The organism is Micromonospora sp. NPDC049301 (assembly GCF_040678715.1).
Lineage (GTDB): Bacteria > Actinomycetota > Actinomycetes > Mycobacteriales > Micromonosporaceae > Micromonospora.
On sequence record NZ_JBFAQO010000004.1, the window covers coordinates 19,569 to 41,139 of the forward strand.

The following is a 21,571-nucleotide window of genomic DNA, read 5'->3' on the forward strand; positions in this document are numbered from 1 at the left end:
CTCAGCGAGACGCGACAGGCACTGGAGTCGGCGCGATCCCGCGCACGCGGTGAGGCTGTGATTGACGACGAGGAGCAGCCCGTCGGCCACGGCGAAGCGCTCGATGGCCTGGTTCGGGCCGAGGTTCGCGGCGGCCGCGTCGACGAGCTGGTGGTTGACCCAAGGCTGATGCGGCTGCCGGCGCAGGATCTGACGGAGCACATCAGGGCGGCGGTCAACGCGGCGCTCGACGACCTCGGCAGTCAGCGGCCTGAGCTACCGACCGTGGAGCTCGACAGCCTGGCGGGAGGGCTTCAGGAGGTACAAGATCGCTCGCTGCGGCAGATGGCCCAGATGAACGAGGCACTCCAAGACGTCGTTGCCCTGCTGCGGGAACCACGCCGGTGAGGCCATTGGATGTCGACCCGGAGCAGTTACGGCAGGCGGCGGGCGGCGTGCAGCGGGCAGGTGAGCGGCTTGAGCAGCAGTGGCAGCGGTTGCAGGCGACTGCAGGCGGCATGGGTGACATCTTCGGCGGTGACGACGTGGGTGGACTAATCGGCGCGTCCTACCACGCGGCCCAGCAGATCGCGGAGCAGTCGGTCATGTCGGTGGTCGCGGCCTTCGCCGGCTTCGGCGACGGGCTCGCCGGCATGGGTGCGGCGTACGACGAGGTCGAGGCGCGTAACGCTGCTCTCTTCGAACGGCTGGTCTGATGCGATGGGCATTCAGATCCCTGGCGAGCTCTCTGGACTGCTGAACGAACTCGGCTATCTGTGGCCGGAGAGCGACGAGGAACGGCTCTTCGAGCTGGGTCAGGCGTGGATCGCGTTCGGTGCCGAGGCGGACCGGCAGCCAAGGCGGCCATGGCCCGAAACCCGTTCCTGACCGAGGCCGCGCAGGCGCGGGCCCTCGACGTGTTTCGCCATCACAAGAGCTACCGGGGGTAGACGTGCTTTACCAGATCCACTTCGAGGAAGAATTGTCCGCGGACGCGCTGCGCCGGCACCTGCAGCAGGATTACGGCATCGCCCCCGACGCCGTCTACGTCGGTCGGGTAGAGGACCGGGCGGCGGACGATCCACGTCCGGTAGCCATGTTCACCCCGCCCGACGAGGACGAGGGATTCGGCTGGATTCTCACCGGTGACACCGAACTCGCCGACGCCACCGGGCGGAACGAGCGGGATCTCGCCGTCAGCCTGGCCCGTACCTTCGGGGTGCGGGCCCTGGTCGACGACGGCAGCATCTATCCCGACCGTTGGCTCCTGGTCAGTGCCGACGGAAGCAGCGGACGAGTCATGACCGATGAGGACGCCGCTGCCGACGGAGACCTCCGGGTCGTGCACGCGCTCGAGCCGATCTCCGGGGAACCGCAGCTCGCCGTGGTGCCACCGCCGGAGTGGGCGCGCGGCTAGCACGCCGTCGTACGGCCGGGGCCCTCTCCGCCGGTCGGGTGTTGCGCTCCTCGGCCGGCTCATCTGTGGAGCGAACGATTCCCGAGTGGTCGGTCCACCGTCGTTCCTCATGTCCACAGCGGCAGGATTCCGGTAGCGGTGCAGCGGACGCGTGATCATGGACAGCCCGGTCCCGGATCGGCCGGCCGCCTTGTGCCCGAATCCGAACCAGGTGGCGATCACGTCCAGGAAGATTGCCCACGTGACGAGCGACAACGCGCACCGGGGATGGTCCGCCCGGACCACCTGGGCCGGGCGGTTCAACGCTCCGCTGCGCTCGTTCCTGCAGACCGAGACCGGCGGGGCACGGGTGGTGCTGGTCGCTGCCGTGCTGGCGCTCCTGTGGGCCAACCTCCACCCGTCGTCGTACGAGTCGGTCTGGAGCACCTCCCTGTCCGTCCAACTCGGCGACTGGCACGTGTCACACGACGTGCGTACCTGGGTCAACAGCGGGCTCATGACGTTCTTCTTCCTGGTCGCCGGGCTGGAACTGCGCCGCGAGTTCGACATCGGCGAGTTGCGGGAGCGGCGTCGGCTTGCGTTGCCGATGCTGGCCGGGCTCGGAGGAATGCTGCTGCCGATCGCGATCTACCTCGCGTTCAACGCCGGGCGCACCACCGCCGCGGGCTGGGGTGCGGTGATGGCCACGGACACGGCGCTCGCGCTCGGCGCGCTGGCCGTGTTCGGGCCGCGCTTCTCGGACCGGTTGCGGGGCTTCCTGCTGACGGTCTCCGTCATCGACGACCTGGTCGCGATCGCGGTGCTGGCGATCGCCTATCCGAAACATCCTTCGTCAACGGCGCTGATCGTCGCGGCGGGAATCTTCGCCGTCGTCCTGCTCGTCCGGGGCTGCGGCGTCCGGTTCGGGCCGGTCTACGCGCTGCTGGGGGTGGCGGCCTGGCTCGCGGTTTCGGAGTCCGGTGTCGACCCGGTCGTGGTGGGCCTGGTGATGGGGCTGCTGACCTACGCCTACGACCCCGGTCGCAACGAACTGCAGTGGGCGAGCGACCAGTTCCGCCTCTTCCGGGAACAGCCCACCCCGCAGCTTGCCCGTATGGCCCGGGCCGGCCTCACCTCGGCGCTGTCACCGAACGAGCGGCTGCAGTCCCTCTACCACCCGTGGGCGAGCTATGTGATCGTGCCGCTCTTCGCGCTGGCGAACGTCGGGATCGTGATCGACGGCGAGCTTCTGTCCAGGGCCGTGGCCTCACCGGTCACGCTCGGCGTCGTGGCGGCGTACGTTGTCGGCAAGCCGGCCGGGATCGTGGCCACCTCGTGGCTGGTGGCCCGTCTGAGCGGCAACCGGCTCCGGCCGCCGGTCGGTTGGGGCGCCGTCGCGGGCGTCGGCACGGTCTCCGGGATCGGGTTCACCGTCGCCCTCCTGATCGCCACCCATGCCCTGAGCGGCCCGGCGCTGGATGAGGCGAAGCTCGGCATCCTTGTCGCCACGGTTGGTGCGTCCGTCGTCACCTGGCTGGTGTTCAGCTCCGTCGCCCGGCTCTCGCCGGCGCGGCGTGCGCGCGCGTTGCTCGGCGTCGCCGAGGGGATCGTCGACCTGAGGCTTCCCGTGGACTCGGAGCGCGACCACATGCGCGGGTCGCTCGACGCGCCGGTGACGGTCGTGGAGTACGGCGACTTCGAGTGCCCCTACTGCGGGCAGGCCGAGCCGGTGGTCCGGGAACTGCTGGCAGACTTCGCCAACGTCCGGTACGTCTGGCGGCACCTGCCACTCACCGACGTCCACCCGCATGCCCAACTCGCCGCCGAGGCAGCGGAGGCCGCGGGGGAGCAGGGCGCGTTCTGGGAGATGCACGACCTGCTCCTCACCCACCAGGACGCGCTCAGTCCCACCGATGTGCTCGGCTACGCCGAACAGCTCGGCCTGGACCTCGACCGGTTCCGGGAGCACATGGTCAAGCGCAGTGGCGTCGACCGGATCGCCGAGGACGTCGACTCCGCCGACCTCAGCGGCGTCACCGGCACCCCGACCTTCTTCATCAACGGCCGGCGCCACCATGGCGCGTACGACATCGCGGCGCTCTCGGCGGCGGTGAAGTCGGCGTTCGCGAGCGCGAAGCTTCGCCCCGAGTACCACCGCCGGGATCGCGGGCGCCGCGACGAGGGCGGATCGGCGAGCTGAACGCCGAGCAGCAGCGGCGTCACGGTTCCGAGCGCGGAACGTGTTCGTGGAATCACGGCGCACGCGAGGTCTTGACTCTCCTGAAACATGCGACCACGATCTGACAACGTTGTCTAAGGCGACAACGTTGTCACGTCTGGAGGCAAGATGTCCGAGCCATCGCCCATGTCGCGGCGTACGTTCCTCTCCGCCGGCGCCACGCTGCTCGCGTCGGTCGGTGTGACCGCAGTGCTGCCGGACGCCCTCGCGTCCGCCGCGCCTGCCACGCCCGCGACGCCGGCGGCCACCGACCTCGCCCGGTACCGCCCGGTGGCGGTCTCCTCGACGGACTACGCGCCGACGCCCGGCACGTTCGCCGTGGACGGTCTGCCGCAGGTCGGCGTGCGGGGCAGCGGTTGGCGGGCCGCGAACGGCGATCCGCAGTGGATTTCGGTGGACCTCCAGGCGCCGTGCCGCATCGAGGCCGTCACCCTGGTCTTCGAGGCCACGCTCGCCGACGGGCCGTTCGACGGCAACTACACCGACACCGACGGCGACGAGATCCTGTCCAGCGCCGCGACGGCGTACCGGATCGAGGTCTCCGCCGACGGCCGGGACTGGCGGTCGGTGTACGAGACCACCGAGGGTCAGGGCGGTGTCCAGGCCATCAAGCTGCCGGAGCCGGTGACCGCGCGCTGGATCCGGATGACGGCCACCAGGCGCTCGAACGGCAACCCGGTGGGCCTCAACGGCTTCCAGGTCTACGGCATCCCACTGGCGGGCCGGCCGAAGGCCGCGGGCTGGACCAGCTGGGAGGGCGGCAACACCGGCGCGGCGCCCGAGCTGAAGGTGGCCGCCGACGGCACGGTGCCGCTGGAGTCCGGCTGGTCGCTGACGATGGACGACTTCGCGGGCACCGCCGACGGCGCCGTCCTCTCCACCGGCGGCGTCGACGTCCGGTCCTGGTTGCCGGCGACCGTGCCCGGCACCGTGCTCGGGACCCTGGTCGAGCAGGGTCACCTGCCCGACCCCGTCGCCGGATTCAACAACATGCGCATCCCGGAGGCGCTGTCCCGGCACACCTGGTGGTACCGGCGCGCGCTGCGGCTGCCCCGCGACCTCGACACCTCGGCCGGTCGCCGGATCTGGCTCGAGTTCGACGGGATCAACCACGAGGCCACCGCGTGGGTCAACGGCGTGCAGGTCGGCAGCGTCGCGCACCCGTTCGCGCGGGCGGCCCTCGACATCACCGACGCCCTGGCCGGTCACCGCGGCGAGCACGTCCTCGCCGTCCGGGTCACCCCGATGCCGCACCCGGGCACGCCCGGCGACAAGGGCACCGACGGCCGGACCTTCCTCCAGTCGGCCCACCACTACCTGGACGCGCCGACCTACCTGGCCGTGTCGGGATGGGACTGGATGCCCGCCGTCCGCGACCGGGTCACCGGCCTCTGGGACCACGTCCGGCTGCGCAGCACCGGCGCCGTGGTCGTCGGCGATCCGCACGTCACGACCACCCTGCCGGACCTGCCGGACACCGGCACCGCCGAGGTGAGCATCAAGGTCCCGGTGCGCAACGCGGCCGACACCGCCACCACCGTCACCGTGCGGGCCGAGTTCGACAAGGTACGCGTCGAGTCCACGGTGACCGTGCCCGCGGGCGGGACCAGCACCGTCACCTTCGCGCCGGACCGCTTCGGCGCGCTGCGGCTGCGCAACCCCCGGCTCTGGTGGCCCAACGGCTACGGCGAACCCCACCTGTACGACCTGAAGCTCACCGCCACCGTCCGCCGGTCGGTCAGCGACCGGCGCCAGCTCCGCTTCGGCATCCGCCAGTTCGGCTACGACTGGCACCAGCCGATCCAGATCTCGCCGCCCGCCGCGCCTCCGCTGGAGTTCGTCGACGGCGCCGCCACGCAGACCGTCACGTTCGACCGGCAGCACGCGCGGCACGTCCGCATCCAGGCCGGCCAGCGTGCCACCGGGTGGGGCATCTCGATGTTCTCGCTGTCGGTGGCCGACGGCGCAGGCCCGGACCTCGCCCTGCACCGGGACGCGACCGCGTCGTCGGCGGAGAACGACACCAACGTGGCCGGCAACGTCGTCGACGGGGACCGGGCGACCCGCTGGGCGTCGAAGTCCGAGGACAACCAGTGGATCGCGGTCGACCTGGGCGCGGCGGCCGACTTCGACCGGGTCACCATCCTGTGGGAGCAGGCGTACGCCCTCGACTACCGCGTCCAGGTCTCCGCTGACGGGGATGCCTGGACCGACGTGAAGTCCGTCAGCAACGAGACCCCGCTCGGCAGCCGCGCCACTCAGGTCGAGACCTTCCCGACCCAGACCGCCCAGCACCTGCGCATCCAGGCCGGCGCACGGGTGACGTCGTGGGGCGTGTCCATGTGGACGCTTTCCGTGCAGCGGCAGGCCGAGCCGGACGTCGACCTGGCCCTGGGCCGCACCGCCACCGCGTCGTCCGTCGACGGCGACTCGAACGGCCCGGAGCGGGCCGTCGACGGCAACCCGCGTACGCGGTGGTCCTCGACGTTCGAGGACAACCAGTGGATCCAGGTCGACCTGGGTGGGCCGGTCAGCTTCGACCAGGTCACCATCGTCTGGGAGCAGGCGTACGCCCGCGACTTCGTCATCCAGGTCTCGGACGACGGGCAGCGGTGGACCGACGTCACGTCGGTCAGCAACGCCGTCGTCCAGCTCAAGATCAGCGTGAACGGTGTGCCGGTGTTCGCCCGGGGCGGCAACTGGGGCTGGGATGAGCTGCTGCGCCGGGTGCTGCCCGACCGGCTGGCCGACACGGTCGAGATGCACCGCGACATGAACTTCACGATGATCCGCAACTGGCTGGGCAGCAGCAACCGCGAGGAGCTGTACCAGGCCTGCGACGAGCAGGGCATCCTGGTGTGGAACGACTTCTGGCAGGCCGGCCAGTTCCTGCCCAACCCGCCCGGCTACGTGGACATCGCCGCCGACACCATCCGGCGGTTCCGCCACCACCCCAGCATCGTGATCTGGTGCGGCGCCAACGAGGGCGACCCGCCGCCGATCGTCGACGCCGGGCTCAAGCACGCGGCGGCCACCGAGGACCCGGAGATCCTCTACATCCCCAACTCCGCCGGCGGCATCGTCAGCGGCCACGGCCCGTACCACTGGGTGGAGCCGGGGACGTACAACAACCGGAACACGTACGACACCGGTGCCTTCGGCTTCCACACGGAGATCGGCATGCCGGTGATCCCGGTCGTCGAGAGCATGCGCAACCTCGTCGGCGACGCGCCGGAGTGGCCGGCCGGCGAGGTCTGGAACTACCACGACTGGTCGACCATCGGGAACCAGCGTGTCGGCACCTACCAGGCGGCGATCGACGCGCGGCTCGGCGAGTCCGGCTCGCTGGACGAGTTCGCCAGCCGCGCGCAGTTCGTCAACTACGAGAGCCACCGGGCGATGTTCGAGGCGTGGAACGCCAACCTGTGGCAGGACGCCACCGGCCTGCTGCTGTGGATGTCGCACCCCGCCTGGCACAGCACGGTGTGGCAGACCTACGACTACGACCTCGACGTGAACGGCGCCTACTACGGTGCCCGCAAGGGCTGCGAGCCGCTGCACGTCCAGGCCGACCCCGGCACCTGGCAGGTGCGGGTGGTCAACCACACCACCGCAGCGGTCAGCGGCGCCACCGTCACCGCCCGGCGCTACGACCTGAACGGGCGGTCGCTGGGCACGCCCCAGCGTCAGCGGGTGGACGTCGCCCGCTCGTCGACGTCGGCGGTCTTCCCGCTCGCCACGCCGGACGGTGGCGGGCTGCACCTGGTGCGGCTGGAGCTGCGCGACAACCGCGACCGGCTGCTCGCGGAGAATACCTACTGGCGGTACGACGAGGCCGAGCAGATGCGGGCGCTCAACGACCTGCCAACGGCCCGACTGTCGACGTCGACCGGCGTCGTCCGCGTCGTCGACGGCCGGTGCACCGTCACCACGACGGTCCGCAACCAGGGTCGCGCGGTCGCCGCGCTGGTCCGGCTGGCCGTGCGCGACGAGCACGGTGACCGGGTGCTGCCCGCCCGCTACGACGACAACTACTTCTGGCTCCTGCCGGGAGAGACGCGTCAGGTGCGGATCTCCTGGCCCGCGCGGTCGGGCCTCGCCCGCCAGGTCGAGGTGACGGCTCAGGCGTACAACTCGGCCGGCAACTAGGAGGTTTCGGTGGGAAACGGCGCCCCGGCCGCTTCCCACCGCGGCCCGGCCGACTCTGCCGTTCCCGAGCGCGGCGACGCCCGCGGCGCTGGCAGAGTTGATCAGCCCCGTGGCATCCGAAACGGGCCGCGATGAGCCCCCGGCGAGGTTGTCAAGGAGCGTTATACCTCAAAGTCATATTTATGACTCACAGGTATCGCGCCCACAACACCGACGGGGCCCGGCCGCGTCCACGGCAGGGAGCAGACAGACCGGCGACCACCAGGGGGGCGGGCTGGCGCGTCACTTCTTCCGCATGACGGCCTCGCGCCAGATCAGGCCCGCGATACTCGGCCGGACCTCGGTGGTGATCACCGCCATGGCCCGCCGGACGAACCGGTCGTCGGTCAACTGCGCCACCATGCTCGCCGCCAGATCCGCACGTGCCGTGAACAGGCCGTCCGCGACGTTCTCCGCCACCTGGTAGCGCGTGGCGGACGGGTGGTCGAACAGCCCGGACGGCCGGGCGATGGTCCAGTCGAGGTCGCTGTCGCGTACGAGGGACTCCATGCGACGCATGTCCTCGTGCGCGGTGCGGCCCACCCTGCGGTTGAACAGCGGATCCAGCACGTTGTTGAAGAGGAACTCGCCGGTCGGTCGCCAGGTGGGATCCATGACGCTGGAGCTGACCGTGACAAGGCGCTTCACTCCGTGGCGATGCATTGCGGCCACGATGTTCGCATTGCCCCGCGAGTACACGGTGATCGGCTTCGGGGTGAGCGGGACACCCAGGCTGGACAGGACGGCATCGCCGCCGGCGACGGCCCGGTGGACGGCGTCCGGGTCCGCGACGTCGGCGCCGACCACGGTGAGCCCGAGGCGGGGCTGAAGGTTGCGCGGGCGGCGGGTGACCGCCACGACCTCGTGGCCCGCGGCCAGGGCCTGCTCGGTGATCTGGCGGCCGGTGGGGCCGGTGGCGCCGAAGACGACAGTGCGCATGTGCTCGCTCCTTGTTGCGGGGTTGATGGCGTTGACCGTGCCACTGCGGAGGAGCATTATCCAACGGTGTTGAATAAAACTCGGGGTCGACCTCGAGGCAATCCCGATACCAAGGCCCGCATCGCCGAGGTCGCCCGCGAGCTGTTCCTGAAGCACGGTTATCCGGGCACGACGGTGCGGGCGATCGCCGCCGCGGCGGGCGTCGACTCGGCGCTCATCAGCTACCATTTCGGCTCCAAGCAGGGCCTCTTCAGCCAGTCGCTGACCCTGCTGTGCGTCGATCCCACCGCTCTCGACCAGGCTCTGCGGGGTGACCAGGCCGGCCTGGCCGACCGGCTGCTCGACTCGGTCACCGGCCTGTGGGACGCCACCGTGCCCGCCGAGAACCGGATGGCCGTGCAGGACGACGACACGATGCGCGCCCTGCGCGACTACCTGGACGGTGAGCTGCGCCTCCGCATCGCTGAATTTCTCGGCGGGCCCGACGCGACGCAACGCGCCACCGCGGCGGTCGGCGTGCTGGGCGGGCTGATCTTCACGCGGTACCTGAACCCGATCCGTTCGATCGGTGGGCTGTCACCGGCCGATGTCCGGCGCGTCTTCGGGCCGACGCTGCGGGCCGCCCTGTACGGCCGACCCCGCCTGCCGTGAGCCCTGCGCCACCTGATGAGGGCGTTTAGGGCCGTTACCGCACCTCGGCCGAGGGCCACGTCCGATGCTGCACGGAGGGTGGGTGCCGCGACGGGCGGGCGCGGGCGGCGACGGCCCGCAGCAGGGGTCCGAGCCCGGAGGGACCGATCATGTCCAACGCCGATGGCGCAGCGACCCGATCCGGTTCCACCTCGGGCGCGGTGCGGGTCGCCTACGCCTTCTGGATCACGCTGGTGGGAACGACCGTGCCGACCCCGCTCTATCCGCTCTACGAGGCGGAGTTCGGCTTCTCGTCGTTGACCGTGACCGTTGTCTACGCGGTGTACGCGCTCGGCGTGGTCGTCGGTCTGCTGGTCTTCGGCCGGCTCTCGGACCAGATCGGCCGCCGGCCGGTCATCCTCACCGCGCTGGTCCTCTCGCTCGCCGCCGACGCGGTGTTCCTGGCCGCCGTGGACCTGGCGATGATCGTCGTGGGCCGACTGCTCGCCGGCCTCTCCGCCGCACTGGTCATCGGAGCGGCGACCGCGGCGCTGGCGGAGCTCATCCAGGATCCACGGCATCCGAGGCGGGCCGCCACGGTGGCGATCTTCGCCAACCTGGGTGGCCTCGCCGTCGGCACCCTGCTGGCTGGGATCGTGTCGGACGTGGCGCCGGAACCGTTGCGGCTGCCCTGGGCGATCGTGCTGGTCCTGGCGGTCATCGCGATCGTCGCGATGGTGGGTGTGCCGGAGACGGTGGCGCAGCGTTCCCCGGTGACCGTGCGGATTCAACGGCTGTACATACCGCAGCACATCCGCGGCGAGTTCCTCCGCTCCGCGGTCACCGCCGGCGCCGGTTTCGCCGCCCTCGGCGTGCTCACGGCGGTGAGCGGACTCTTCCTCGGCATGGTCCTGCACGAGACCTCGCACACCCTGGCCGCGCTGGTGGTCTTCCTGGCGTTCACGGGTGCCGCGTTCGGCCAGCTCCTGACCCGCGTGCTGTCCTCACGTACCGCGCTGGCCTGCGCCTGCGCCGGGCTGATCGTGGCGTCCGGCCTGCTCGCGTTCAGCATGTGGATGGCGGCGCTGGCGACCCTGCTCGTCAGCGCGACGATCAACGGCGTCGCGGCGGGCGTGGCGGTCGGCGACGGCATCGCGACGATCACCATGAAGACCGCTCCGCAGCGCCGGGCCGAGGCGGTGTCGACGTTCTTCGCCATCCTGTTCACCATGCTCGGCCTGCCGGCGGTGGGGGTGGGGCTGCTGATCCAGGTCGTCGGCCTGCGTCCCGCCGGCGAGGTCTTCAGTGCGGTGGTGGCGGTGCTCGCGCTGGTCGTCCTGCTCAGTCTGCTCCGGGCCGGCCCGACGCGGGCGCGACCCGCCGGCTGACCCGGTTCGGCCATACAGGGAGGTCTTGCGTCGGTCATCGTATACAACATACGCTCCCCGGCATCGCCCACTCGAGGAGCTCTCCATGACGAACCTCTCCGCCAGCGAAACGAGCCTGTTCCGGCGCCGTCCACTCCGGGCCGCGATGGCCGCGGTCGCTGTTGCCTGCGCGGTCGTTGCCTGCTCACCGGTATCGGACAGCGGAGGCGGCAACCAGTCCGGCGACAACCAGTCGGCAGGCCAGGATTCCTTCGGTACGCCGGCAGACCCCGCTGCCGTGAAGCAGGGCGGCAAGCTCGTCATCGCCCTCTCGGCGGAGCCCGACGCGCTCGACCCGACGCTCTCGCGCAGCCTCTACTCCCGCTACGTCTTCCAGGCGATGTGCCAGAAGCTCTACGACGTGAACGAGCAGGCGCAGGTCGTACCGCAGCTGGCGACCGCCCTGCCCACGACGAGCAGCGACGGCCGGACGGTGACCATCCCGCTGCGCCAGGGCGCGCGCTTCGCGGACGGGACGCCGTTCGACTCCGCAGCGGTGAAGGCCACCATCCAGCGACACCTGACCAACGCCCGGTCGGCGCGCAAGAGCGAACTCGGTCCCATCGACGGCGTCGACACCCCGGACGCGCAGACCGTCGTCCTCCGGCTCAAGCAGCCGTTCGCGCCCCTGCTCGGCGCCCTCGCCGACCGCGCCGGCATGATCATGAGCGCCAAGGCGTTGCAGAGTCTCGGCGACGACTTCGCCTCGGCGCCGGTCTGCGTCGGCCCCTTCAAGTTCGCCAAGCGGGTGCCGCAGAACTCCATCGACGTCGTGAAGGACCCGAACTACTACGAGGCCGGCAAGGTCCACCTCGACGCCATCTCGTGGCGCATCCTCAGCGACGCCAGCATCCGCGCGGCCAACCTGCGCTCCGGCGACGCCCAGGTCGCCGACAGCATCTCCACCCAGGACGTCGACTCCCTGCGACAGGACTCCGCGGTCTCCGTCCTCCAGTCGCAGTCCCTCGGCTACCAGGGCCTCACGATCAACATCGGCAACGTCGACGGGATCGGCACCGCGCCCAAGCCGATCAACCGCCCCCTCGCGCAGAACGCCAAGGTCCGGCAGGCCTTCGAGCACGCCATCGACCGCAAGGCGCTGGTCGACGCCGTCTTCAACGGCATTCACACCGCCGCCTGCTCACCCATCTCGCCCGCGAGCCCGTTCTCGTCCCCGGAAGCGCAGACCTGCCCGGCGCACGACCCCGCGAAGGCCAAGCAGCTCCTCGCCGAGGCGGGCGTGCAGACGCCGTACACCGTGACGATGCTCGCGTCGAACACTCCCGACACGCTGCGGCTCGCACAGGCGCTCCAGTCCATGCTCAAGGACGGCGGATTCGATCTGAAGATCAACCCGGTGGAGTACTCGTCCCTCCTCGACGAGCAGGACCGCGGCAACTTCGAGTTGCTGCAACTCGGCTGGAGCGGGCGGATCGACCCGGACGCCAACATCACCAACTTCGTCGGCACCGGCGCGAGCCAGAACGTCGCCGGCTACAGCAACCCGCAGCTCGACACCCTGCTCACCCAGGCCCGCCAGTCCGGTGACATCGAGGAGCGCAAGAAGCTGTACGGGCAGGCGGTCACCCTGCTCCAGCAGGACGACGCGCTGGTCTACCTCTACCGGCAGCGGAACCTGACCGCCGTCAGCAAGCAGATCCAGGGCCTGCAGGTCTTCCCGGACGGCGTGATCCGCGCGGCCTTCGCCGGTTTCACCAAGTAGGTCGCCGTGGCCCGGTATCTCCTCACCCGCGCCTGGCAGTCGGCGCTGACCCTGCTGTTGTCGACGATCGTGGTGTTCTTCGGCGTACGGGCGCTCCCCGGTGACCCGGCCCTCGCGCTGGCCGGCGAGGACCGGTCCCCGGAGGCGCTGGAGGCCATCCGTCGGCACTACGGGCTCGACCAGCCGCTGCCACTGCAGTTCGCGCAGTACGTGGAACGCATGGTGCAGGGCGACTTCGGGGTGTCGATCCGCACCGGTACGCCGGTCTCGTCGATGCTCACGACGGCCCTGCCGGTGACCGCCGAACTGTCGATCCTGGCGATCCTCATCGCCACGGCGCTCGGCGTCGGCGCCGGGGTGCTCGCCGCCGTACGCCGCGGGCGCCCGGCGGAGTGGGTGGCCAACGGCCTGGCCCTGATCGGCCTGTCGGTGCCGCACTTCTGGCTCGGGCTGCTCGCGATCCTCTACCTGTCCGTGGCCACCGGGCTGTTCCCGGCCTCCGGCTTCGTGCCGTTCCTCGAGGACCCGATGGACAACCTGCACCACATCGTCCTGCCGGCCGTGATCCTCGGGACGGGTCTCGCCGCCATCATCATGCGGCAGACCCGTTCGGCGATGCTGGATTCGCTGTCCTCCGACTACGTGCGGACGGCGAAGGCGAAGGGCCTGCGGCCGCGCGCCGTCATCACCCAGCACGCGCTGCGGAACAGTCTCATCGTGGTGGTGACCGTCGTGGGTCTCCAGCTCGGGGGTCTGATCTCGGGCGCGGTCGTCACCGAGCAGATCTTCGGGCTCCCGGGCTTCGGCAAGATGACCATCGACGCCGTGTTCCAGCGGGACTACCCGGTGATCCAGGCCGTCGTCCTGCTCACGGCCACGGCGTACATCGTGATCAACTTCTTCGTGGACCTGCTCTACTCGGTCATCGACCCACGAATCCGGGTGACGGGAGATCCGGCATGACCGTCCTCACCGTTCCGATGGCGGAGACCGGTGCCGCCAGCATCACGCGGCGCACCCGCGTCCTGCGGCGGTTGCGACGCAACCCGCTCGCCGTCGTGAGCTTCGTCGTGCTCGCGCTGGCGGCCGGCATCGCGCTGCTCTCGCCGTGGATCGCGCCGTACTCCGTCGACCAGACCGACTTCGCCCGCACGTTCGCACCGCCCGGCAGCCCCGGTCACCTGCTCGGCACCGACGACCTCGGTCGGGACGTCCTGTCCCGGATCATGCTCGGGGCGCGGGCGTCGCTCCAGGTGGGACTGCTGGCGGTGGCCACCTCCCTGGTCATCGGTGTCCCGCTCGGGCTCGCCGCCGGCTACTTCCGGGCCTGGGACGCCGTGATCTCACGCTTCACCGACCTGCTGCTCGCGTTCCCGTTCCTGATCATGGCGGTCGGGTTGGCGGCCATCCGCGGGGCCAGCCTCGGCAACGCCGCCGTGGCCATCGGCATCGCCCAGATCCCCGGGGTGATCCGGGTGGTGCGCTCGGACACGCTGCGGCTCAAGTCGCTCGACTTCGTCGCCGCCGCCGTCGTGGACGGCGCCAGCGACCTGTGGGTGCTCGCCCGGCACATCCTGCCGAACGCCACATCGGTGATCCTCGTCCAGGCGACGGTCGCGATCCCGGCCGCGATCCTGGGCGAGGCGGTGCTGTCGTTCCTCGGCCTCGGCATCCAGCCCCCGGCCCCCAGCCTGGGCACCATGCTGGCCACCGCCCAGCAGTTCGCCGCCCGAGCCCCGTGGGCGGCGGTCCTCCCCGGTGTCGTGATCATGGGGCTGGCGCTCGCCTTCAACGTCTTCGGCGACGCCCTCCGGGACGCCCTCGACCCGAAGGGAGACCGGCGATGACCACGGCCGAACGGGCGGGAAGCGCCGCCACGCTCGACACACCCGTCCTCGCGGTCCGCGACCTCTCGGTGTCGTTCCCGACCGAGACCGGGACCGTCTCGGCGGTCGACGCGGTCAGCCTGGACCTCGCACCCGGGGAGATCGTCGGGATGGTGGGCGAGTCGGGCTGCGGGAAGAGCGTCACCGCGATGAGCATCGCGGGCCTGCTCCCCGGCAGCGCCCGGATCACCGGCTCGGTGCGGCTCAACGGCACCGAGCTGGTCGGCACCCGCGAGTCGGCGCTTCGCCGCGTACGCGGCAAGGAGATCGCGTACATCTTCCAGGAGCCGATGACGTCTCTCAATCCCGTGCTCACCGTCGGGCGGCAGATCGGGGAGGTGCTCCAGATCCACGAACGGATGTCCCGGCGAGCCGCCCGGGCCCGCGCCGTCGAACTGCTGACGCTCGTCGGGATCCCGTCCGCCGCCAAGCGCGTCGACAACTACCCGCACCAGCTCTCCGGTGGCATGCGCCAGCGCGTCATGATCGCGATGGCGGTGGCCTGCGGCCCGAAGGTGCTGGTGGCCGACGAGCCGACCACCGCGCTGGACGTCACCGTCCAGGCCGGCATCCTCCAGGTGCTCCGGGACCTGCGCGACAGGCTCGGCACGAGCATCCTCATCATCACGCACGACCTCGGCGTGATCGCCGACATCGCGGACCGCGTCGTCGTCATGTACGCCGGGCGGGTCGTGGAGCGGGCAGCGGTCACCGACCTGTTCGCGCACCCGTACCACCGGTACACGGCGGGGCTCCTGTCGGCGTCGCCGACGCCGGGCAGGCACGCGGGCACCGACCGTCTGCAGGAGATCCCCGGTCTGGTGCCCGTCCTGTCGACCCAGCCGGACGCGTGCACGTTCGCGGACCGGTGCCCGGCGGCGGACGCCCGGTGCCGTGAGTCGGCACCGCCCCTGGAGGTGGTGGCAGCCGGCGGCACCGACCACCTCGCGGCATGCTGGCACCCGTGCCCGTCGCCGCGATCCCACCCCGAGGAGGCGAACCGATGACGGCCCAGCCGGACGCCCTGGTGATCGAGGACCTGGTGATGCACTTCGGCCCGGTACGCGCCGTGGACGGGGTCTCCCTCACGATTCCGAGGGGCCGGGTCACGGCCCTGGTGGGGGAGAGCGGCTCCGGAAAGTCGACAGTGGGCCGCTGCGTCGTGCGGCTCGTGGAACCGACCGCGGGCGTGGTCCGGATCGCCGGCACGGACGTCACGCACCTGTCCCGGCGACAGCTGCGCCCGCACCGCAGCGAGGTGTCGATCGTCTTCCAGGACCCGGCCGCGTCACTGGACCCGCGAATGCTGGTGGGTGAGGTCGTGGCGGAGCCGTTGCGGCTCTCCGGGAAGCGGATGCCACGGCGCGACCGGGAGGCCCGGGTCGCCACGGAACTGGAACGGGTGGGTCTGCGCGCCGAGGTGGCCCGCCGGTACCCCCATGAGCTCTCCGGCGGGCAACGCCAGCGGGTGAGCATCGCCCGGGCCCTGATCTCCGAGCCCCGGTTGCTCATCGCCGACGAGCCGACGAGCGCGCTCGACGTCTCGGTGCAGGCGTCGGTGCTCAACCTCCTCGCCGACCTGCAACGCGACATCGGGTTCGCCTGCCTCTTCATCACCCACGACCTGTCGGCGGTCGAGTACCTGGCGGACGACATCGCCGTCATGTACCTCGGTCAGCTCGTCGAGAAGGGCTCCCGCGAGCGGATCTTCGCCCGGCCCGCCCACCCGTACACCCAGGCGCTGCTGTCGGCCGCACCGGTGGCCGACCCGGTCCGTCAACGGCAGCGTCAGCCGGTGCTGCTCGGCGACGACCTGCCGTCCGCGCTCGACCCGCCGTCCGGCTGCCGGTTCCGCACCCGGTGCCCGCTCGCGTTCGACCGGTGCGCGACGGAGGTGCCGGCGCAGGTGGCGATCGGCGACGGCATGGCCGCGTGCCACCTGGTCCAACCGGACGGCAGCGGCCCCGACGTCCGGACCGCAGACACGAGTGAGGTGTTGTCATGACGTTCACCACCAGACCGACGATCCAGGGAACCTTCGGCATGGTGTCCTCGACGCACTGGCTCGCCAGCCAGGCGGCCATGGGGATCCTCGAACGCGGCGGCAACGCCTTCGACGCCGCCGTCACCGCCGGGTTCGTCCTGCACGTCGTCGAACCGCACCTCAACGGGCCCGGCGGCGAGGTGCCGGCCATCGTGGCGACCGCCCAGGACCCGACCCCGAAGGTGCTGTGCGGGCAGGGGCCGGCGCCGGCCGGTGCCACCATCGCGCACTTCCGGTCCCTCGGGATGGACCTCATCCCCGGGTCCGGCCCGCTCGCGGCGGCCGTCCCCGGGGCCGTGGACGCCTGGCTCCTCCTGCTGCGCGACCACGGCACGCTCTCGCTCGACGAGGTGCTGGCGCCGGCGATCGGCTACGCCGGCGCCGGCCACCCGCTGGTGGGCAGGGTCGGGGACACCGTGGCGGCCGTGCGGTCGCTCTTCGAGGAGCACTGGCCCACCTCCGCCCAGCTCTGGCTGCGCGACGGCCGGCCCCCGGCGGCGGGGGAGTTGTTCGCCAACCCGACCTACGCGCGCACGCTGGAGAGGCTGGTGCAGGCCGGGCAGGCGGCTGGCGCCGACCGGGAGGCGCAGATCGAGGCCGCGCGGCGGGCCTGGAGTACGGGGTTCGTCGCCGAGGCGATCGACCGGTTCAGCAGAGAGCCGTTCCAGGACTCCAGCGGGAGCCCGCACGCCGGGCTGGTCACCGGCGCCGACCTGGCCGCCTACTCGGCGACCTGGGAGGAACCGGTCACCCTCGACTGGCACGGCTACTCGGTGGCGAAGACCGGCTTCTGGGGCCAAGGCCCGGTGCTGCTGGAGGCGCTGTCCGTCCTCGACGCGCTCGACGACCCCGGCGCCTACGACCCGTCGACCGCGGCCGGCATCCACGCCCAGGTCGAAGCGCTCAAGCTCGCCTTCGCCGACCGGGAGGCCTGGTACGGCGACGGCGACGTACCCGCCAAGGCGCTGCTCTCCCGGGAGTACGCGCGGGAGCGGGCCGCCCTGATCGGCGAGCGGGCGTCGACCGAGCTGCGCCCGGGCCGTCCCGACGGGGCGGAACCCCACCTCGCGGCCCACGTCCGACCCGGCGCCGCACGTCGTGCCGACCCGACGGATCCGACGACGGGGGAGCCGACCGTGCAGTCGGACGGGGTGACCCGCGGCGACACCTGCCACGTCGACGTGGTCGACCGCTGGGGCAACATGATCTCCGCTACGCCGAGTGGCGGCTGGTTGCAGAGTTCGCCCACCATTCCGGACCTCGGCTTCCCGCTGGGCAGCCGGTTGCAGATGTTCTGGCTGGAGGAGGGCCTCGCCTCGTCGCTCGCTCCCGGGCGGCGACCGCGCACCACGCTGAGCCCCACCATGGTGCACCGCGACGGGGAACCGGTGCTGGCGTGCGGCACACCCGGCGGTGACCAGCAGGACCAGTGGCAGCTGCCGTTCCTGCTCCGCCACCTCGCCGGCGGCCAGTCCCTCCAGGAGGCCATCGACGCGCCCGCGTGGCACACCCTCAGCCTGCCGGGGTCGTTCTACCCGCGCGAGATGGAGCCGGGCGTCCTCGTGGTGGAGGACCGGTACGACGAGGACACGCTGGCGGCCCTGCGGGCGTACGGGCACGAGGTGCGGCTCTCCGACGCGTGGAGCCTCGGCCGGCTGTGTGCGGTGACCCGTGACCCGGCCACCGGCGTGCTCGCCGCCGGCGCGAACCCGCGGGGCATGCAGGGCTACGCGTGCGGGCGTTGACGGCTGCCGTAGCCGCCCTCGGCGTTCTCGTACGCCGCCGCGGACGCCGCGTCGAGGTGGGCGAGTGCGGCCCGCTCGGCGCGGTCCCCGTCACCTGACTCGATGGCGTCGACCAACTGGATGTGCTCGGCCCACGAGTGTGGTGCGCGTTCCGCGGCCCCGAGCCGGAAGACCCACTGGACATGGAGGTACAGCGCCTTGGCGATCGACGACAGCCAGGGATTTCCGCTGATCTGGAGGATCCGCAGGTGCAGGGCGCTGTTCAACTCGGCGACCCGGCGCAGGTCCTGCCGGTCCGTCGCCTCGCGGCCCTGCTCCAGCAGCACGCGCAGGGCGGCCACGTCCGCCGCGGTCGCCCGCTCCGCCGCCAGCCGGGCGGCCAGGGCCTCCAGGCGCTCGCGGACGACGAACATGTCGGAGATGGTGCCGCTGCTCGGCGAGGCGACGACCGCACCCCTGCGGGGGAGGATCACGACGAAGCCCTCCGCCTCGGCGACGCGCAGCGCCTCCCGGACGGGGTTGCGGGAGACGCCGAAGTCCTCGGCCAGCCGGTCCTCGGTCAGCCGCTCGCCGGGCAGGTAGTCGCCGTCGATGATGGCTGTCCGCAGGGCGGTGAGGACCTGATCGCGTAGCGGCAGGTGTTGCGCGCCGAGCTTGTCCCGCAGATCTTCAGCCACCTGGATCGCCTCTCCGTGAATCGTCCAGGGCAAAGTGTATACGAAGAACAATCTTTGGAGGTCAGCCGACAGTGTCGAGCACAGTGCCCCACGTCATCAGCCCCTCCACCACCGCGCCGGGACGGCAGCGCCTCCTGCGGCGCCGGCACGCCCTCGTCGTCGTGCTCACCTTCCTAACCGGGAGCGCCGACGCCATCGGCTTCCTCTCCCTCGGCGGAGCCTTCTCCAGCGTCATGACCGGCAACATGGTCCTGCTCGGCCTCTCCGCGGGTCGAGGTGACGCCGAGCTGGCACTGACCTCGGGCTGCGCCATCGTCAGCTTCATCGTCGGCGTCCTCGCGGGCGCCCGCCTCGTCGGCTCGGCCCAGCCCGACGATCCCGTCTGGCCACGGCGGGTCACCTGGGCGCTCGTGCTGGAACTCCTGGTGTTCGTCGTCTTCCTCATCGTCTGGGAGGTCAACCTTCCCCACCACGACGAGCACGTCGACCTCGCGCTGCTGCTGCTGTCCGCCGCGGCGCTGGGCGTGCAGAGCAGCGCCATCCAACGCTTCGGCGTGCCGGGCCTGTCCTCCACGTACCTGACCGGCACCCTGACCAGCCTGATCGCCGGCGTCGCCGCGCGCAGCCCGTGGGGCAGCCTACGGCCCAAGGCACAGGTGCTGCTCGCCCTGATGACCGGCGCCGCGGTCGGCGCGCTGGTCGCCCTGCACCTGCCGGTGGTCGCGCCGGGTTTGCTGATCGTGCCGCTCGTGCTCGTCATCGCCGTGTCCGCGCGGATGCGGTCCTAGCCCTCCACCCGGGCACCGGACGCGCGCAGCTCAGGCGCCGCGCGCGAACAGGGCCAGGCGGACCCGGTTGGGGCTGTCGGTCTTGGTCATCAGGTTGGTGATGTGCGTCTTGACCGTGGTGACCCCGATGTGCAGCCGGTCGGCGATCTCAGTGTTGGACAGGCCCTCGGCGACCAGGCTCAGGACGTCCTGCTCACGGGCGGTCAGCCCCTGCACCGGCCGTGGCGTCTCGGCGCGGGCGTGCACCGCGCGCTGCACCAGGCGTTGCAGCACCTCCGGGCTGAACGGGCTGTCACCCCCGGCGGCCCGGCGGATGCCGTCCAGCAGCTCGGCGGGTGGCGCGTCCTTGAGCAGGAACCCGCAGGCGCCGGCGGTCAGGGCGGGATAGAGGTGGTCGTCATCCCCGAAGGTGGTCAGCACCAGGATCCGGGTGGCCGGGCGCTCGGCGAGGATCCGGCTGGTCGCGGTGATCCCGTCCACGCCGGGCATGCGCAGATCCATGACGACGACGTCGGGGAGGAGCCGCGCGGCGAGCGAGATGGCCTCGCGACCGTTGTCGGCCTCGCCCACCACGTCGACGTCGGGCTGGGCGTCGCAGAGCATCCGCAGGCCCGCGCGGATGAGGTGCTGGTCGTCGACCAGCAGGACGCGGATCATCCCAGCTCCGGCGCGGTCGAGGCCGCGCGGTCGCGGGGGGCCGGCGGCGCGGTGACGTCGGCCGTCGGCGCGGAGCCGGACCTGCTGGCCACGGCCGGGAGAACCGTGCGCACCCGCCATCCCGTACCCGTCGGACCTGCCTCCAGCCGGCCGCCGAGGACCTCGACGCGCTCGCGCATGCCGGTGATGCCGTGACCGCCTCCGGACGGCACCGCCGCCGGCACCGCGCCGCGCCCGTTGTCCGAGACCTCCCAGTGGACGGCTCCGTCCCGAACGGCGACCACGAGGTGCGCCAGCGCGGACGTCCCGGCGTGCTTGGCCACGTTCGTCAGGGCCTCCTGGGTCAGTCGCAGCACGGCCAGGCCGCGAACCGCGTCGAGTGAACCGACCGTCGGGTCGATGTCGGCCTCCACGGTGATGCCCGACTGGCGGGCCCGGTCGACCGTCGCACCGAGTGCCGCCGGGAGCGCCGACGGCTCGATCGCGGTCAGCGCGGCGTCACCGCGTACCCCGTCGGGGTTGCGCAGGACCTCGACCAGCCGGCGCAGCTCCGCCAGCGCGGCGGTCCCCGTGCCGTGCACGTCGTCGAACACCTCGCCGACCCGGGGGTCCAGGTCCGTGAGCACGTGCCTGGCCACGCCGACCCGCAGCACCATCGACGCCACGTGGTGCGCGACGACGTCGTGCAGCTCGCGGGCGATGGCGCTGCGTTCGTCCGCGCGGGCGGCACGGCTCTCCGACTCGTGCCGGCGCTGCTCCGCCGCCGCCCGCTCCACGGCCTGCCGACCCAGCTCCCGGTTGCTCCGGATGAGCAGACCGAGCAGCAGAGGTACGCCGACCTCCAGGGTCAATCCGAAGACGCCCGAGGCGAACCGGCCGAGTGGATCACCGATCGAGTCGGTCAGGTCGACCACGGCGAGCAGCCCGGTGGCCAGCCAGATCGTCCGTGCTCGGCGCGCCCGCATGGTCACCTCGAGCAGGGCCCAGCTGGCACCGACCTGGTTGATCGTGAGGTCGTCGACCAGGGGGATCGCGATCGCCAGCAGCCCGGCCTGCAGCACCAGGTTGACCAGCGGCCGACGGTGGAACACCAGCCCGAGGGTGAACGCGACCACCGCGAGGACCCACTGCGTGGCCGTCGGCGGGCGGCCAGCATGGGGGCCGAACACCAGATATCCCAGGCCGCTGAGGTCGAGCAGCGCCATCCGCACGAGCGTGTCTCGCGCGTCGAACAGCCGTCCCGCCCACCCCAC

The 21,571-nt window shown here is 71.5% G+C and carries 19 protein-coding genes; 15 read left to right on the plus strand and 4 right to left on the minus strand.

Annotation, left to right across the window (positions count from 1 at the left end):
• Window positions 1-57: 57 nt before the first annotated feature.
• The 6 genes from AB0K07_RS13125 (at window position 58) to AB0K07_RS13150 (ending at window position 7,763) form a co-directional block, all read left to right on the plus strand.
• Complete coding sequence (locus tag AB0K07_RS13125) at window positions 58-387, plus strand: YbaB/EbfC family DNA-binding protein (RefSeq protein ID WP_363754382.1); 330 nt, start codon at window positions 58-60, stop codon at window positions 385-387.
• Window positions 384-695 carry a WXG100 family type VII secretion target gene (locus AB0K07_RS13130; RefSeq protein ID WP_363754384.1) on the plus strand — a complete coding sequence of 104 codons (312 nt, stop codon included), beginning with the start codon at window positions 384-386 and terminating at the stop codon, window positions 693-695. The genes AB0K07_RS13125 and AB0K07_RS13130 overlap by 4 nt, the downstream gene beginning before the upstream one ends.
• 4 nt (window positions 696-699) lie before the next feature.
• Window positions 700-867, plus strand: coding sequence for a hypothetical protein (locus AB0K07_RS13135; protein ID WP_363754387.1), 168 nt, complete (start codon window positions 700-702; stop codon window positions 865-867).
• 64 nt (window positions 868-931) lie between these two features.
• Complete coding sequence (locus AB0K07_RS13140) at window positions 932-1,396, plus strand: hypothetical protein (RefSeq protein ID WP_363754390.1); 465 nt, start codon at window positions 932-934, stop codon at window positions 1,394-1,396.
• 241 nt (window positions 1,397-1,637) lie between these two features.
• Complete coding sequence (gene nhaA / locus AB0K07_RS13145) at window positions 1,638-3,575, plus strand: Na+/H+ antiporter NhaA (RefSeq protein ID WP_363754393.1); 1,938 nt, start codon at window positions 1,638-1,640, stop codon at window positions 3,573-3,575.
• 165 nt (window positions 3,576-3,740) lie between these two features.
• Window positions 3,741-7,763, plus strand: coding sequence for a discoidin domain-containing protein (locus AB0K07_RS13150; protein ID WP_363754396.1), 4,023 nt, complete (start codon window positions 3,741-3,743; stop codon window positions 7,761-7,763).
• A gap of 282 nt (window positions 7,764-8,045) precedes the next feature.
• Here AB0K07_RS13150 and AB0K07_RS13155 read toward each other — a convergent pair whose 3' ends face one another.
• On the minus strand, window positions 8,046-8,741 hold the full coding sequence (locus AB0K07_RS13155) for an NAD(P)H-binding protein (protein ID WP_363754399.1): 696 nt from the start codon (window positions 8,739-8,741) through the stop codon (window positions 8,046-8,048).
• Between the two features lie 66 nt (window positions 8,742-8,807).
• On the opposite strand from AB0K07_RS13155, the gene AB0K07_RS13160 reads away from it, so the two are divergent.
• The 8 genes from AB0K07_RS13160 (at window position 8,808) to AB0K07_RS13195 (ending at window position 18,196) form a co-directional block, all read left to right on the plus strand.
• Window positions 8,808-9,392, plus strand: coding sequence for a TetR family transcriptional regulator (locus AB0K07_RS13160; RefSeq protein ID WP_363754401.1), 585 nt, complete (start codon window positions 8,808-8,810; stop codon window positions 9,390-9,392).
• Between the two features lie 149 nt (window positions 9,393-9,541).
• The gene (locus AB0K07_RS13165) at window positions 9,542-10,759 is read left to right on the plus strand and encodes an MFS transporter (protein ID WP_363754403.1); all 1,218 of its coding nucleotides are present in this window, start codon (window positions 9,542-9,544) and stop codon (window positions 10,757-10,759) included.
• Between the two features lie 85 nt (window positions 10,760-10,844).
• Window positions 10,845-12,521, plus strand: a complete 1,677-nt coding sequence (locus AB0K07_RS13170; RefSeq protein ID WP_363754405.1) for an ABC transporter substrate-binding protein — start codon at window positions 10,845-10,847, stop codon at window positions 12,519-12,521.
• A 6-nt stretch (window positions 12,522-12,527) separates the two neighbouring features.
• A complete protein-coding gene (locus AB0K07_RS13175) occupies window positions 12,528-13,484 on the plus strand; it encodes an ABC transporter permease (RefSeq protein ID WP_363754407.1) in 957 nt (318 codons plus the stop codon).
• Window positions 13,481-14,368 carry an ABC transporter permease gene (locus tag AB0K07_RS13180; RefSeq protein WP_363754409.1) on the plus strand — a complete coding sequence of 296 codons (888 nt, stop codon included), beginning with the start codon at window positions 13,481-13,483 and terminating at the stop codon, window positions 14,366-14,368. Before AB0K07_RS13175 ends, AB0K07_RS13180 begins: the two co-directional genes overlap by 4 nt.
• The gene (locus AB0K07_RS13185) at window positions 14,365-15,414 is read left to right on the plus strand and encodes an ABC transporter ATP-binding protein (protein ID WP_363754411.1); all 1,050 of its coding nucleotides are present in this window, start codon (window positions 14,365-14,367) and stop codon (window positions 15,412-15,414) included. The genes AB0K07_RS13180 and AB0K07_RS13185 overlap by 4 nt, the downstream gene beginning before the upstream one ends.
• On the plus strand, window positions 15,411-16,412 hold the full coding sequence (locus AB0K07_RS13190) for an oligopeptide/dipeptide ABC transporter ATP-binding protein (RefSeq protein ID WP_363754413.1): 1,002 nt from the start codon (window positions 15,411-15,413) through the stop codon (window positions 16,410-16,412). The genes AB0K07_RS13185 and AB0K07_RS13190 overlap by 4 nt, the downstream gene beginning before the upstream one ends.
• Window positions 16,409-18,196 carry a gamma-glutamyltransferase family protein gene (locus AB0K07_RS13195; RefSeq protein ID WP_363754416.1) on the plus strand — a complete coding sequence of 596 codons (1,788 nt, stop codon included), beginning with the start codon at window positions 16,409-16,411 and terminating at the stop codon, window positions 18,194-18,196. Before AB0K07_RS13190 ends, AB0K07_RS13195 begins: the two co-directional genes overlap by 4 nt.
• Here the strand turns inward: AB0K07_RS13195 and AB0K07_RS13200 are convergent.
• Window positions 18,178-18,873: a GntR family transcriptional regulator gene (locus AB0K07_RS13200; protein WP_363754418.1), complete on the minus strand. Its 696-nt coding sequence runs from the start codon at window positions 18,871-18,873 to the stop codon at window positions 18,178-18,180. The genes AB0K07_RS13195 and AB0K07_RS13200 overlap by 19 nt on opposite strands.
• Window positions 18,874-18,944: 71 nt before the next feature.
• Between AB0K07_RS13200 and AB0K07_RS13205 the strand changes: the two genes are divergently transcribed.
• Window positions 18,945-19,661: a YoaK family protein gene (locus tag AB0K07_RS13205; RefSeq protein WP_363754421.1), complete on the plus strand. Its 717-nt coding sequence runs from the start codon at window positions 18,945-18,947 to the stop codon at window positions 19,659-19,661.
• A gap of 30 nt (window positions 19,662-19,691) precedes the next feature.
• Here AB0K07_RS13205 and AB0K07_RS13210 read toward each other — a convergent pair whose 3' ends face one another.
• Together AB0K07_RS13210 and AB0K07_RS13215 are read right to left on the minus strand one after the other, a co-directional pair.
• Window positions 19,692-20,318 (minus strand): response regulator transcription factor, encoded by a 627-nt coding sequence (locus tag AB0K07_RS13210; RefSeq protein ID WP_363754423.1) that lies wholly within the window; start codon window positions 20,316-20,318, stop codon window positions 19,692-19,694.
• Window positions 20,315-21,571 carry a histidine kinase gene (locus AB0K07_RS13215; protein ID WP_363754425.1) on the minus strand — a complete coding sequence of 419 codons (1,257 nt, stop codon included), beginning with the start codon at window positions 21,569-21,571 and terminating at the stop codon, window positions 20,315-20,317. Before AB0K07_RS13215 ends, AB0K07_RS13210 begins: the two co-directional genes overlap by 4 nt.